We start from the raw sequence: 13,962 nt of genomic DNA, 5'->3' as shown, positions 1-13,962 counted from the left end.
CTGCCTTGTCTTGAAGCTCGAAGCTTGCCGCTTGTAGCTGGGAGAATCCCATGAGTCTGGAAAACATCTCCTGTCAGAAGAGTTTCGGCGGTTGGCACAAGCGCTATCGCCATCGCTCCGATGTGCTCGGTTGCGACATGGTGTTTGCCGTGTACCTGCCGCCGCAGGCGGAGCAGGGCGGCAAGCTGCCGGTGCTGTACTGGTTGTCCGGCCTGACCTGCACCGATGAGAACTTCATGCAAAAGGCTGGCGCGATGCGCATGGCCGCCGAACTGGGTTTGATCATCGTTGCGCCGGACACCAGCCCGCGTGGGCCGGATGTGCCGGATGATCCGGATGGCACGTGGGATTTCGGCCTCGGTGCCGGGTTTTATCTGAACGCCACTCAGGAGCCTTGGTCGCGGCACTATCGGATGCATGACTATGTCGTGCAGGAATTGCCTGCACTGGTTGAAGCGCATTTCCCGGCATCGGACAAACGCAGCATCAGCGGTCACTCCATGGGCGGTCACGGTGCGTTGGTCTGTGCGTTGCGCAATCCTGGGCGTTATCAATCGGTGTCGGCCTTTTCGCCGATCAACAATCCGATCGATTGCCCGTGGGGGCAGAAAGCATTTTCGCGTTATCTGGGCGAAGACCGTTCGAAGTGGAAGGAGTGGGATGCCTGCGCACTGATTGCCGAGGCGGACGAAAAACTGCCGCTGCTGGTCGATCAAGGGGATCGCGATGATTTTCTCGCCACCCAGCTCAAACCTGAAGCCCTGCAACAAGCGGCAAAACAAGCGGGCCATCCGCTGACGTTGCGCCTGCAACCGGGCTACGACCACAGCTATTTCTTCATCTCAAGCTTTATAGACGACCACTTGCAGCATCACGCACGCGCTCTGCGCGGTTAATGCAGGTAGAATCACGCCCTGACAAAAATCGGGGCGTTTTTTTATGCGTATTGGCCACGGCTATGATGTGCACCGTTTCGCTGAAGGCGATTTCATTACTCTGGGCGGCGTGCGCATCGCACACAGCTTCGGGCTGCTCGCTCATTCCGACGGTGACGTCCTGCTGCACGCCTTGAGCGATGCCTTGCTCGGCGCCGCTGCGCTGGGTGATATCGGCAAACATTTCCCGGACACCGACCCGCAATTCAAGGGCGCCGACAGCCGTGTGCTGCTGCGTCATGTGGTCGCGCTGATCCACGCCAAAGGCTGGAAAGTCGGCAACGTCGATAACACCATCGTCGCCCAGGCGCCAAAAATGGCCCCGCATATCGAATCGATGCGCGCGCTGATCGCGGCGGATCTCCAAGTTGAGTTGGATCAAGTGAACGTGAAAGCTACCACCACCGAAAAGCTTGGCTTTGTCGGTCGCGAAGAAGGCATCGCCGTGCACTCCGTTGCCTTGTTGCTGCGCGCATGAATGAACTGCAATTGCTCGGCCCGCGGGCCTATGGCGAACCCCTCGGCACCGCAGTACTGAAAGCTATCGCTGAAGACTTTCAGGTCGATGAAGTCCTCGATATCCCGTTCAGCGGCGATGGCGAACATCTGTGGATCTGGGTGGAAAAACGCGGCCTGAACACTGAAGAAGCCGCGCGGCGTATCGCCAAGGCTGCCGGCGTGCCGTTGCGCACCGTCAGCTATGCCGGCCTCAAGGATCGCCAGGCGCTGACCCGCCAGTGGTTCAGTGTGCAATTGCCGGGCAAGGCCGATCCGGATCTGTCGGCGGCGGAAAACGACACGCTGAAGATCCTCAAGACCACTCGCCACAAACGCAAACTGCAACGCGGTGCGCATTCGGCCAACGGTTTCACGCTGCGCCTGACTCAGTTCGATGGCGATAAGGCGGCGATTGAACAACGTCTGCAGTTGATCGCCAAACAAGGTACCCCCAACTATTTCGGCGCCCAGCGATTCGGCCACGACGGCGGCAACGTTGTCGATGCCCGTTCGTGGGCGGCGCGCAAGGCTTTGCCGGAGCAGCGCAACGTGCGTTCGCGTCTGCTCTCGACCGCGCGCAGTTTCCTCTTCAACAAGGTGCTGGCGGCACGGGTTGCCGATGGCACCTGGAACACCGCGCTGGTTGGTGATCTGCTGGCGTTCACCGACAGCCGCAGTTTTTTCCCGGCAGGTGAAGCTGAGTGCAGTGACCCGCGTCTGGCGATTCTCGATCTGCATCCGACCGGCCCGCAGTGGGGTGAAGGTGACTCGCCCACCACTGGTGCAGTCCATGAGCTGGAGCAGGAGATCGCCGCCCGCGAAGCGGATCTGCGCGACTGGTTGATCCACGCCGGCATGAGCCACGAACGTCGCATCCTGCGGCTGCCCATTGGCGGGTTGACGTGGCATTATCCCCAACCTGACATTCTGCAACTGGAATTCGTCCTCCCGGCCGGATGCTTCGCCACCGTATTGGTGCGCGAACTCGTTGATCTGGTGCCGGTGGGGCAGACGGACAGCCCATGCGTATTCTGATTTCTAACGACGATGGGGTAACCGCACCCGGTCTCGCCGCGCTTTATGCTGCGCTGGCGGATTACACCGAGTGCGTGGTTATCGCCCCGGAGCAGGACAAAAGCGGCGCCAGCAGTTCGCTGACGCTCGACCGTCCGTTGCATCCGCAATACCTGGCCAACGGCTTTATCAGCCTCAACGGTACACCGACCGACTGCGTGCATCTGGGCCTCAATGGCTTGCTGGAGCGCGAGGCGGACATGGTGGTTTCCGGGATCAACCTCGGCGCCAACCTTGGCGATGACGTGCTGTATTCCGGGACCGTGGCGGCCGCCCTTGAAGGGCGTTTTCTCGAACGTCCGTCATTCGCTTTTTCGCTGGTCTCGCGGCAGGTGGATAATCTGCCGACAGCGGCGTACTTTGCGCGCAAACTGGTTGAGGCCCATGCCGGGCTCGACCTGCCGCCACGCACGGTGCTCAACGTGAACATTCCCAATCTGCCGATCGACCACATTCGCGGTATTCAACTGACTCGCCTGGGCCACCGCGCCCGGGCGGCGGCGCCGATGAAAGTGGTCGATCCGCGTGGCAAGGCCGGGTACTGGATTGCCGCTGCCGGCGATGCTGAAGATGGCGGCCCGGGCACTGACTTTCATGCGGTGATGCAGGGATTTGTGTCCATCACGCCGTTGCAGCTTGATCGCACCTTCAACGATGCGTTCAGAAGCCTTGATGGCTGGCTGGAGGGACTGCGCTGATGGCACGTGAACACGAAGACAGGCTGCGCAGCGGGATCGGCATGACCTCTCAGCGTACCCGCGAGCGGCTGATCCAGCGCCTCTACGAAGAGGGCGTGTCCAACGCCAAGGTGCTGGAAGTGATCCGGCGCACACCTCGTCACCTGTTCGTCGACGAAGCGCTGGCACACCGCGCCTATGAAGACACGGCGTTGCCGATCGGCAACAACCAGACCATTTCCCAGCCTTATATGGTGGCGCGCATGAGCGAGTTGCTGCTGGAGGCGGGGCCGCTGGATAAGGTGCTGGAGATCGGCACCGGGTCCGGTTACCAGACAGCGGTGTTGTCGCAACTGGTCGAGCGAGTGTTCTCGGTTGAGCGCATCAAAGTGCTGCAGGATCGCGCCAAGGAACGTTTGGTTGAACTGAATCTGCGCAACGTGGTGTTCCGCTGGGGCGATGGCTGGGAGGGCTGGCCGGCTTTGGCCCCGTATAACGGCATTATCGTCACCGCCGTAGCCACGGATGTTCCGCAAGCCTTGCTCGATCAACTGGCTCCGGGAGGACGCATGGTGATCCCGGTGGGTTCCGGAGAAGTGCAGCAATTGATGCTGATCGTGCGTGAGGAAAACGGCTTTTCCCGGCATGTGCTGGGGGCGGTCCGTTTCGTGCCGTTGCTCAATGGGCCACTGGCCTGAGCATTTGTTTGCGTGCGCTGAATTCCTTTCGTTCGCCTGTGTCTTACCTCGGCAGCGATGGTTTAAACGCAGCAGATTGCCAACTTGCAAACGTGTGCGCGAAGCGATTTCGCTTCATTGAAGGTAAAGCCGATTCGGCCCGTTATACTGGCGACACCTTATGCCGAAATCCGGCATTCCACATTTTTCAGCCACCACAAAGGGAGCGGCGGGTGAGTCTCACAGTCATTGCGCAGCGTATGGGTAACACGAGCTTTCAGCGCCTGGTGACTGGCCTTGTCTTGAGCACCTTGCTGGTCGGTTGCTCCAGCACCAAATCGAGCAATGTGCGGGTGGTCGACCGCAACAACGCGGTGGCCCAGCGTCCTACGGTGACGACCGGGCAGTATGTAGTCCGTCCGGGCGATACGATGTTTTCGATCGCGTTTCGCTACGGCTGGGACTACAAAGCCCTCGCGGCCCGGAACAATATTCCTACGCCGTATACGATCCATCCGGGTCAGACAATTCGCTTTGATGGTCGTACCGGTTCAACGCCGACAGCGGTTGTGAGCAACAGCAGTTCTGCACCTTCCTCGTCGAGCAAAACCACGGTAATCCGGCGCCAGGCAAATGGCACGACAACCACTACAACCACCGGTTCTACGGGGGCTGTACCGTCCGTCGCCAACAAGCAAGCACCCGCGCCGCTGCCTCCGGCGGGCCCGGCCCCGACCGGCTGGGGATGGCCATCTAATGGCATTCTGATTGGAAAATTCTCTTCAAACGGTAGTTTGAATAAAGGAATTGATATCGCCGGAGATTTGGGACAGCCTGTTTTAGCTGCGTCTGATGGGACGGTGGTATACGCCGGGAGTGGCTTAAGGGGCTACGGCGAATTAGTCATCATCAAACACAGCGAAACCTACGTCAGTGCCTACGGACATAACCGCAGGCTGTTGGTTCGGGAGGGGCAGCAGGTCAAGGTCGGACAGACAATTGCCGAAATGGGGTCAACGGGTACAGACCGGGTGAAACTGCATTTTGAGATTCGCCGCCAAGGTAAACCTGTAGATCCGCTGCAGTTCCTGCCAAGACGTTGATTTGTAGGCCAGCCTGTTCCGTCGCGTAGAGGGGACAGGCTCCAGCGCTGCCAAGGATAAAGGCGTCGCTTGAGCTTGGGGTCGAACTCACCAAAGGACTATAACAATGGCTCTCAGTAAAGAAGTGCCGGAGTTTGACATCGACGATGAGGTTCTCCTTATGGAGGCCGGCATCGAGTCGGATTCGATGTCGAATGATGAAGGGGCTGCTCCACCTTCCGTTCGTTCCAAATCCAAACACTCCGCTTCACTTAAACAACATAAGTACATCGACTACACGCGTGCACTTGATGCCACGCAGTTGTATCTCAACGAAATCGGCTTTTCCCCATTGCTCTCCCCGGAGGAAGAAGTTCATTTTGCGCGCTTGTCGCAAAGTGGCGATCCGGCCGGGCGCAAGCGCATGATTGAAAGTAACCTGCGGCTGGTGGTCAAAATCGCCCGACGTTACGTCAATCGGGGGCTGTCGCTGCTGGATCTGATCGAAGAGGGCAACCTCGGGCTGATCCGGGCGGTGGAAAAGTTTGATCCCGAGCGCGGCTTCCGCTTCTCGACCTACGCGACCTGGTGGATTCGTCAGACCATCGAGCGCGCGATCATGAACCAGACCCGGACCATCCGGTTGCCGATTCATGTGGTCAAGGAGCTCAACGTGTACCTGCGGGCTGCAAGGGAGCTGACGCAAAAGCTCGACCACGAACCTTCACCCGAAGAAATCGCCAATCTGCTGGAAAAACCGGTGGGCGAGGTCAAGCGCATGCTCGGCCTGAACGAGCGGGTTTCTTCGGTCGACGTCTCGCTGGGTCCGGATTCGGATAAAACCCTGCTGGACACTCTTACCGATGATCGTCCGACCGATCCTTGTGAACTGCTACAGGACGACGACCTGTCGCAGAGCATTGATCAATGGCTGTCGGAGCTGACTGACAAGCAACGCGAAGTGGTCGTACGCCGCTTCGGCCTGCGCGGTCACGAGAGCAGCACGCTGGAAGATGTAGGCCTGGAGATCGGCCTGACCCGTGAACGGGTCCGACAAATCCAGGTAGAAGGCCTCAAGCGCCTGCGTGAAATCCTTGAAAAGAATGGCCTGTCGAGCGAGTCGCTGTTCCAATAAGCGTCCCATACGCCTGCCCGCAAAAAGCCCCGACTGGTTCGGGGCTTTTTGTTGCCTGCTCAAGTAGCGAATGTGATTTCCTGTGGCGAGGGGCTTGCTCCCGCTGGGGCACGAAGTGGCCCCACTTTATCTGGAACGAGGCCTGCTGCGCAGTCCAGTGGGGCACGCTGCCTCGCCGTGCTGCTCATCACCAGACATACGGTCGACATTTCCATCGTTTGTAGTCTTGCGGTGTAAGCCTTGTCTTACTCTGTCGTAAGTCTTCCCTATTTTTACAGGCCGGCAGACGTCGATTCCTTCTTGGGGCTATGGCTAACCATATGATTTATAAGTTTATTTTTTTATATGAAGTGCTTATTACAGGGTTTTCAGTCCGCCATGGTCGATTGCTCTTGTCAGGGAACTCTCTAGTATCTGGGTTGTGTCGACGGACAGACACGCCCTTCAAGGAAGAGGGGAACGGACATCGCAGGACGCGATTCATCAGGACGATGAAAAGGAATACAGGGAATAGGGAAAAAATGTGGGCGGGTCATACCGCCCCTTTTTTTTGCCCGCAGAAAAGCAATACATGGAAAAGCAAAAAGGCCCACAAGGGGCCTTTTGTTTCGAGCGCGCGACAGATCAGCGTTCGAGGTCTTTGATCTTGCCTTTGACGCCATCCCACTCTTCGGCGTCCGGCAGCGATTCTTTCTTCTCGGTGATGTTCGGCCAGATTTCAGCCAGCTCAACATTGAGTTGAATGAACTCCTGCATCTCTTCCGGAACTTCGTCCTCGGAGAAGATGGCTACAGCCGGGCATTCCGGTTCGCACAGGGCGCAGTCGATGCACTCGTCCGGGTGAATCACCAGGAAATTCGGGCCTTCGTAAAAGCAGTCCACCGGACAGACTTCTACGCAGTCGGTGTACTTGCACTTGATGCAGTTGTCGGTGACGACGAAGGTCATTTCTAATTTTCTCCTCAGGCGGCGGCAGCGTAGCCCCTTCACGGTTGGGGTCGCCAGGTTCGGGAGCGATGCCTGCTGGCCAGGCTATTAGCCAGCAGCATCCCAAACCGCGCGAGATTCTAACAGCTTGAAGCCGTTTGCGTTATATCCGCTTCTTCAGTGCTTATATCCGGTTCTTCAGTGCATAGAGCATTTCGAGAGCACGACGCGGCGTCAGATCATCAAGATCCAGTTTTGCCAGCTCATCGAGCACCGGGTGCGGCAGGCTGGCGAACATGTCGCTTTGCTGCGGCGCGGCCGGTTTGCCTTTGGCGGCAGGCTTGGGTGCTTCATGCGGCAATGCAGTGTCTTCCAGTCGGCTCAGGTGCTCGCGGGCACGCAGGATCACTTCGCTTGGCACTCCGGCCAGTTGCGCCACTGCCAAGCCATAACTCTGGCTGGCCGGTCCCGGCAGCACGTGGTGCAGGAACACGATGCGTTCGTTGTGCTCGGTGGCGTTGAGGTGGACGTTGGCCACCAATGGCTCGGCTTCCGGCAACACGGTCAGTTCGAAGTAGTGCGTCGCGAACAAAGTATAGGCGCGTAAATGAGCCAGGCGCTCGGCGGCTGCCCACGCCAGCGACAGACCATCGAAGGTGCTGGTGCCGCGACCGACTTCGTCCATCAACACCAGGCTGCGCTCGGTAGCGTTATGGAGGATGTTGGCTGTTTCGCTCATCTCGACCATGAAGGTCGAACGGCCACCGGCCAAGTCATCGCTGGAGCCGATCCGCGTGAAGATGCGGTCGACCAGCGACAGTTCGCAACTGGCCGCCGGCACGAAGCTGCCGATGTGCGCGAGCAGCACGATCAATGCGGTTTGGCGCATGTAGGTGGATTTACCGCCCATGTTCGGGCCAGTGATCACCAGCATGCGCGTGTTGTCGTCCAGGCTCAGGTCGTTGGCCACGAACGGTGTGGTGAGTACTTGCTCGACCACCGGGTGACGACCCTGGGTGATGCGCATGCACGGTTCGCTGACGAAACGCGGGCAGTTCAGGTCGAGGTTCAATGCACGCTCGGCGAGGTTGCTCAATACGTCCAGTTCGGCCAGCGCGCCGGCAGTGTCCTGCAACGGTGGCAACTGGCTGATCAGGTCTTCCAGCAGTGCCTCGTACAGCATCTTCTCGCGAGCCAGAGCGCGGCTCTTGGCCGACAGAGCCTTGTCTTCGAACTCTTTCAGTTCCGGCGTGATGAATCGCTCGGCGCCTTTCAGCGTCTGACGCCGGATGTAATCCGCCGGCGCCGATTCGGCCTGCTTGCTCGGCAACTCGATAAAGTAGCCGTGGATGCGGTTGTAACCGACTTTCAGGTTGGCCAGGCCGGTACGCGCTTTCTCGCGCGCTTCGAGATCGATCAGGAATTGACCGGCGTTTTCGCTCAGCGATTGCAGCTCGTCGAGTTCGCTGTCGTAACCGGTTTTCAACACGCCGCCGTCACGGATCACTGCGGGCGGGTTGTCGATGATGGCTTTTTCCAGCAGTGCTGCCAGTTCGGGGTAGGTGCTGGTGGTCGTCGCCAGACTCTGCAGGTGCGGCGCTTCGAGATCGGTCATCGCCACTTGCAATTGCGGCAGAGCGCCAAGGGCATCGCGCAGGCGGGCGAGGTCACGGGGCCGCGCATTGCGCAGGCCGATCCGCGCGAGAATCCGCTCGATGTCGCCGATTTCCTTGAGCTGCGGTTGCAGTTTTTCGAAACGGTAGCCGTCGAGCAGGCACGTGATCGAGGTCTGACGCGCCAGCAGTACGGTCAGATCGCGCAGCGGGCGATTCAGCCACCGGGTCAGCAGGCGACTGCCCATCGCGGTCTGGCAGCGATCGACGACGGATTGCAGGGTGTTGTCGCGACCACCGGCAAGGTTGGTGTCGAGTTCGAGGTTGCGACGGCTCGCACCGTCCAGCACCACCGTGTCATCCAGGCGTTCGTGACGCAGGCTGCGCAAGTGGGGCAGGGCAGTGCGCTGGGTTTCCTTGGCGTAGGCCAGCAGGCAGCCTGCGGCGCCGATGGCCAGGGTCAGGGTTTCGCACCCGAAGCCTTTCAGGTCCTGGGTCGAGAATTGCTGGCAGAGGCTTTTCAGCGCCGAGTCGCGCTCGAAATCCCATGGCGCACGACGGCGCACGCCACGGCGTTTTTCCGCCGGCAGGTCTTTCGGCCAGTCATCCGGGATCAACAGCTCAACCGGGTTGACCCGCTCCAGTTCCGCCAGCAGGTTTTCCCAGCCCTTGATCTCCAGCACGGTGAAATTGCCGCTGGTGATGTCGAGCACCGCCAGACCGAACAGACGTTCGTCACCCAACACCGCCGCGATCAGGTTGTCGCGACGTTCATCCAGCAACGCCTCGTCACTGACCGTGCCCGGGGTGATGATGCGCACCACCTGACGTTCCACCGGGCCCTTGCTGGTGGCCGGATCGCCGACCTGCTCGCAGATCACCACCGACTCGCCAAGCTTGACCAGTTTCGCCAGATAGCCTTCCGCCGCGTGATACGGAATCCCGCACATCGGAATCGCCTGCCCAGCCGACTGCCCGCGCGCGGTCAGGGTGATGTCGAGCAACTTGGCCGCCTTCTTCGCGTCTTCGTAGAAGATCTCGTAGAAGTCGCCCATGCGGTAGAACATCAGCTGATCCGGGTGCTGATTCTTCAAGCGCCAGTATTGCTGCATCATCGGGGTGTGGGAGGACAGGTCGGAGACGGCTTTATTCATCGGATTGTCAGGCAACTCGTTAAAAGATGTAGGGCAAAAGCAGGGGCATCAGCCGGGCTTTTCCGCGATGGGCGCAAGGTTACCATGGGCAGTCTGTCGGACGCAGGCATCGCGGCCGGGTGACGGGTTTGTTCATCGAAAAGTGTGTTTATGCATGATTTATGCAAATCAGCATTTGTCTTCGCGAATAACTTCAAGCACTATGCGCGTTATGCAAAAACGCAACGTAGCCTCCGTCTTAAGAGCACTGCTCGACCAGCACGGGATCTCCCCCACGGAGCTCCACCGTCGCACCGGCGTGCCTCAATCCACTCTCTCGCGGATTCTCAGCGGGAAGATCGTCGATCCCTCGGATAAACATATCTCGAAGATCGCCGAGTACTTCGCCGTGAGCACCGATCAGTTGCGCGGGCGCGCGGATGTCGCGCCGTCGGCCGGTGCCGTGCGTGATGACGTACATGCGGAACTCAAGGACATAATGCTGTGGGACGACGATACGCCGGTCGATGATGACGAAGTATCGGTGCCGTTCCTTCGCGAGGTTGAATTGGCTGCTGGATCAGGAAGATTCGTCATCGAAGAGAGCGAACGCTCTAGCCTGCGCTTCGGCAAGCGCAGCCTGCGCCATAACGGTGTGCAGTTCGACCAGGCAAAATGCGTGACAGTGCGCGGCAACAGCATGTTGCCGGTGTTGCGTGATGGTGCCACCGTCGGCGTCAATGCGGGCAAGTGCGGCATCGGCGACATCATCGATGGCGACCTGTACGCGATCAATCACAACGGCCAGTTACGCGTAAAGCAGCTTTACCGCTTGCCGACCGGCATTCGTCTGCGCAGCTTCAATCGCGATGAACATCCGGACGAGGACTATAGCTTCCAGGAGATTCAGGAAGAGCAGATCGTCATCCTCGGTCATGTTTTCTGGTGGGGCATGTACGCCCGCTAACCCGAACCTCTTCAGATAAACCCGCCCATCGGCGGGTTTTTTTTCGCCTTGAGGAAACCGCCAACCCCTTGAGTTGCGGGGATTTCATGCGCCCGTGCATTTCTCATGCATAAATAAATGCATTTGCGCATTGACTGTATATGCATAAATGCATATTCTTGCCACCAAGCCGCTCGACAAAGCGGCTGGCAACAAGCTCTTTAGTTCCACAAGAACAGGCAGCGATGAACCGGCCTCAACGGTTCAGAGGGTTGGCAACTGACCCGGGTGTGCAGCGTAAAGCACCAGAAGCAGTTATCCGGCGGGCAGGGACCGCGGTCGGAAAAACAATTTGAATGGACTCGTACCGCGCCAGTAGCGCCGAAAAGTCAGCTTCCTTCATGGATACAGGATTTGAAGGAAGGCGAAGGAGCGCATTACTGAAAAGCCCGGCGTGCAAGCGCCGGGCTTTTTGGAATGCCTGCCTGATCAAACACGACATGCATTGAAAAAACACACATCGAGGAATGCACATGAGTCTGTATGCACTGGTCGAATACAACAGAGTGGTCCAACTGAAAGAGAGCGAAATCGCTCCTGAAGCACCGGCTTCGCCAGCCTCCGTCTGGGTTGATGTCACCGGCTCGGATGTTCGAGTGGGGTGGGGAGCTACATTCAACGGAATCTGGACCTTTTCTCCACCGACCGAGGAAGACCTGCGAAATGAAGCCGAACAGCAGAAATGGCAACTGCTGAATGCGGCCGCCAACTGGCTGTTGATGAACTCGTTGCAGTTCAAGGTTGACCTGGCCATGGCCACGGCAGAAGAGCAGGCCCGGCTGCTGGCTCACAAACAGTACTGCATCGCTCTCAGCGACATCGATAAACAGTCGGGTTATCCGGCAAACATCATGTGGCCGGTCGCTCCTTACTGACGCATCAAGTCTGCTGTGAAAGCAGACCCATCGTGCCTGGTTCCTTGAGCCAGAAGACCACAACCAATTCCGAAATTTATCAGGGATGAAAAACAAACCATGTTGAACAATAAAATCGCTGCGCTTTTCACGACTTTTGTACTGCTCGGCACAGGTACCCACGCACTGGCTGCCAATCTGTTGGTGAACGGCAGTTTCGAGCAATCAACCTGCGGGGCAGGCTGCATTCTGGACACTCCCGCAAAAGCCAACGCCATCACAGGCTGGACGACATTTCTGTCTGGTGCCGAATATTTCAATATGCCCAATGCGATTGGCGGCTCCGTTGCAGCAGATGGCGTGATGATCGTTGACTTGGCCAACTACGTGTACGGCAACGGCGGTGGAATACAGCAAAACTTTGCAACGACTGTCGGCGCCAAATACCGAGTGACCTTCAGTGCGGGCAATTCGCGGTTTGCCAGCCGCTCGGGCGACGGCGTCATCCAGATGAAAGTGGCAGGACAAACCGCGACCTTCAACACGCCGACCGCCAAAGGCGTTGCAGTTGAATGGGCCACCCTGACCTACGATTTCACCGCAACCACGCCGCAGACAACGCTGGCGTTTTCCAACGAGCAGAACCCGTACGCCAACTTTGCCTTTATTGATGACGTCATTGTCGAGCGTTTGTAACGCCTGTAGACGGGGAGCGCTGGTTTTACTCAAACGTGAGAAATGACCTCAATGCATCGGGTCTGCTCACAATTTCTTGTTTCCTCAACGCTACCCCGGAGGCGTGACATGACAAATGAGCAACAAGCCCTGGCCGACATGCCGATCTGGCTGGTCATCCTCCTTGCCGTAGTGGGCGGGGTGTCCGGCGAAATGTGGCGCGCCGACAAGGAGGGCGCTCGCGGCTGGTCATTGCTGCGGCGCCTGGCCCTGCGCTCGGGCGCCTGCATGATCTGCGGCGTGTCGGCGATCATGCTGCTGTATGCCGCCGGCATGTCGATCTGGGCCGCCGGCGCCTTCGGTTGCCTCACCGCAATGGCCGGCGCCGACGTCGCTATCGGTCTGTATGAACGCTGGGCGGCCAAGCGCATCGGCGTCTGCGAAATCCCCCCTCGCGACCACCCTTAACCTTAGTACTTCTCCGTGCCGCCATTTTGGCGGCAGGGCTGCGCGTGGACGATTGAAAAGGAGGTCATGTATGCCCACACCGATCCAGCAGCCGTCGCAGCTGTTCACCGCCATCGCGACGACGCTGCGCAACACTGCCGGGCTCAACCTCAACGTCGGTAATCACGATGATTTCACTGCGCCGGGGGACCATGCCTGGGCGTTGATCAACTTCGACCGCAATGGACCGGGAGTGCGCGCCGCTGATGGGCGAATTGCTCATGTCATGACGGTGTCCCTGCAAGTCATCCCGGCCCTTGCCGCCAGCGCATTTGCAGCGTGCGATCTGATCGCGGTGCTGAAAAACCTGATCACCGATAACCGCTGGAACCTGCCTGGCGATCAATGCGATCTGCCGATGAATATCGATGGCTTGCCGTCATTGCTCATCCGTGGCGATCAGCAATACAAGGCCTGGACCCTGACGTTCAACCAGACCCTCTACCTCGGCCCGACCTTGCTCGACGATCCGCTGGGCACGCCGAAATTCGCTCGCACCTGGGAAGTCAGCAACATCGACGATCCGGACCAATACACTCCGCTGGAGGCCTGACTGATGTTCGACGCATTACTGCGCATGCAACTCGGCCCGATCATCGAACGCCTGGCCGAGATGGAAGCGGAAATCGACGACCTGCACCGTCGCGCCGAAAGCTTTTGTCGCATCGGCATTTGCCAGACCGTCGATGCCGCGAGCAACACCTGTCAGGTCAGCCACGGTGGCTTGCTCACGCCAGCCATCAAGTTTTTCAACCCGAGTGCCGGCGCACAAAGCGAGTCGCGGATTCCGACGGTAGGCGAGCAGTGTTTGCTGTTCAACTACGGCAGCGGCGAAAGCGGCGCACAGAGCGTGGCGTTGTTTGGTTTGAACAGTGACCGTTTTCCACCAGCCTCTACGATCCCGACGCTGACCCGTCGAGTGCATCAGGATGGCAGCGAAAGCGGGTACGACGACGCCACACACACCTTGCATTGGCAAAACGGTCCGGCAACGTTCAACGGTTCTCGTGAATCGCTGGAATTGAGCATCGGCCCGGCGCAACTGGTGCTGACGCCACAGCTGATCACTCTGCAACTGGGGGCAGTCGGCTTGAGCATTGACGCCTCCGGCGTGCACTTCAGCGGCCCGTTGGTCGATCACCAGGGCCGTGTCATCAGCCCCTGATTCA

General features: G+C 58.8%; 15 protein-coding genes. 13 read left to right on the top strand and 2 right to left on the bottom strand.

Going from position 1 to position 13,962, the window contains the following annotated elements; genetic code table 11:
* The first annotated feature begins 50 nt into the window (after window positions 1–50).
* From fghA to rpoS, 7 genes are all read left to right on the top strand, one after another.
* Window positions 51–896 carry an S-formylglutathione hydrolase gene (gene fghA / locus QZR14_RS05010; RefSeq protein WP_311996032.1) on the top strand — a complete coding sequence of 282 codons (846 nt, stop codon included), beginning with the start codon at window positions 51–53 and terminating at the stop codon, window positions 894–896.
* Between the two features lie 43 nt (window positions 897–939).
* Window positions 940–1,413, top strand: coding sequence for a 2-C-methyl-D-erythritol 2,4-cyclodiphosphate synthase (gene ispF / locus QZR14_RS05005; protein WP_038979164.1), 474 nt, complete (start codon window positions 940–942; stop codon window positions 1,411–1,413).
* Window positions 1,410–2,468, top strand: a complete 1,059-nt coding sequence (gene truD, locus QZR14_RS05000) for a tRNA pseudouridine(13) synthase TruD (protein ID WP_311996031.1) — start codon at window positions 1,410–1,412, stop codon at window positions 2,466–2,468. Before ispF ends, truD begins: the two co-directional genes overlap by 4 nt.
* On the top strand, window positions 2,456–3,205 hold the full coding sequence (gene surE, locus QZR14_RS04995; protein ID WP_311996030.1) for a 5'/3'-nucleotidase SurE: 750 nt from the start codon (window positions 2,456–2,458) through the stop codon (window positions 3,203–3,205). Before truD ends, surE begins: the two co-directional genes overlap by 13 nt.
* 41 nt (window positions 3,206–3,246) lie before the next feature.
* The gene (locus QZR14_RS04990) at window positions 3,247–3,882 is read left to right on the top strand and encodes a protein-L-isoaspartate(D-aspartate) O-methyltransferase (protein ID WP_172828219.1); all 636 of its coding nucleotides are present in this window, start codon (window positions 3,247–3,249) and stop codon (window positions 3,880–3,882) included.
* Window positions 3,883–4,094: 212 nt separating this feature from the next.
* Entirely contained in the window at window positions 4,095–4,964 is an 870-nt protein-coding gene (locus QZR14_RS04985) for a peptidoglycan DD-metalloendopeptidase family protein (protein ID WP_250604202.1), read from the top strand.
* A gap of 106 nt (window positions 4,965–5,070) precedes the next feature.
* Window positions 5,071–6,078: an RNA polymerase sigma factor RpoS gene (gene rpoS / locus QZR14_RS04980; RefSeq protein ID WP_250603125.1), complete on the top strand. Its 1,008-nt coding sequence runs from the start codon at window positions 5,071–5,073 to the stop codon at window positions 6,076–6,078.
* Window positions 6,079–6,702: 624 nt separating this feature from the next.
* On the opposite strand, the gene fdxA is transcribed toward rpoS, so the two are convergent.
* Complete coding sequence (gene fdxA / locus QZR14_RS04975; RefSeq protein WP_007908827.1) at window positions 6,703–7,026, bottom strand: ferredoxin FdxA; 324 nt, start codon at window positions 7,024–7,026, stop codon at window positions 6,703–6,705.
* 163 nt (window positions 7,027–7,189) lie between these two features.
* Entirely contained in the window at window positions 7,190–9,772 is a 2,583-nt protein-coding gene (gene mutS, locus QZR14_RS04970) for a DNA mismatch repair protein MutS (protein ID WP_311996029.1), read from the bottom strand.
* 211 nt (window positions 9,773–9,983) lie between these two features.
* On the opposite strand from mutS, the gene QZR14_RS04965 reads away from it, so the two are divergent.
* From QZR14_RS04965 to QZR14_RS04940, 6 genes are all read left to right on the top strand, one after another.
* Window positions 9,984–10,718, top strand: coding sequence for an XRE family transcriptional regulator (locus tag QZR14_RS04965; RefSeq protein ID WP_123374600.1), 735 nt, complete (start codon window positions 9,984–9,986; stop codon window positions 10,716–10,718).
* A 512-nt stretch (window positions 10,719–11,230) separates the two neighbouring features.
* Window positions 11,231–11,632 carry a tail fiber assembly protein gene (locus tag QZR14_RS04960; protein ID WP_250603129.1) on the top strand — a complete coding sequence of 134 codons (402 nt, stop codon included), beginning with the start codon at window positions 11,231–11,233 and terminating at the stop codon, window positions 11,630–11,632.
* 99 nt (window positions 11,633–11,731) lie between these two features.
* Window positions 11,732–12,307, top strand: a complete 576-nt coding sequence (locus QZR14_RS04955; RefSeq protein WP_007908819.1) for a DUF642 domain-containing protein — start codon at window positions 11,732–11,734, stop codon at window positions 12,305–12,307.
* Window positions 12,308–12,415: 108 nt separating this feature from the next.
* The gene (locus QZR14_RS04950; protein WP_250603131.1) at window positions 12,416–12,754 is read left to right on the top strand and encodes a phage holin family protein; all 339 of its coding nucleotides are present in this window, start codon (window positions 12,416–12,418) and stop codon (window positions 12,752–12,754) included.
* Window positions 12,755–12,824: 70 nt separating this feature from the next.
* The gene (locus QZR14_RS04945; protein ID WP_311996028.1) at window positions 12,825–13,346 is read left to right on the top strand and encodes a hypothetical protein; all 522 of its coding nucleotides are present in this window, start codon (window positions 12,825–12,827) and stop codon (window positions 13,344–13,346) included.
* 3 nt (window positions 13,347–13,349) lie between these two features.
* Complete coding sequence (locus QZR14_RS04940; protein ID WP_250603135.1) at window positions 13,350–13,958, top strand: phage baseplate assembly protein V; 609 nt, start codon at window positions 13,350–13,352, stop codon at window positions 13,956–13,958.
* The last annotated feature ends 4 nt before the right edge of the window (window positions 13,959–13,962 follow it).

The sequence above is a fragment of the Pseudomonas sp. rhizo66 genome, from assembly GCF_031931925.1.
Classification (GTDB): Bacteria; Pseudomonadota; Gammaproteobacteria; order Pseudomonadales; family Pseudomonadaceae; genus Aquipseudomonas.
Note: the sequence above shows the minus strand (reverse complement) of the source record. Positions and strands in the feature narration are given on the sequence as shown.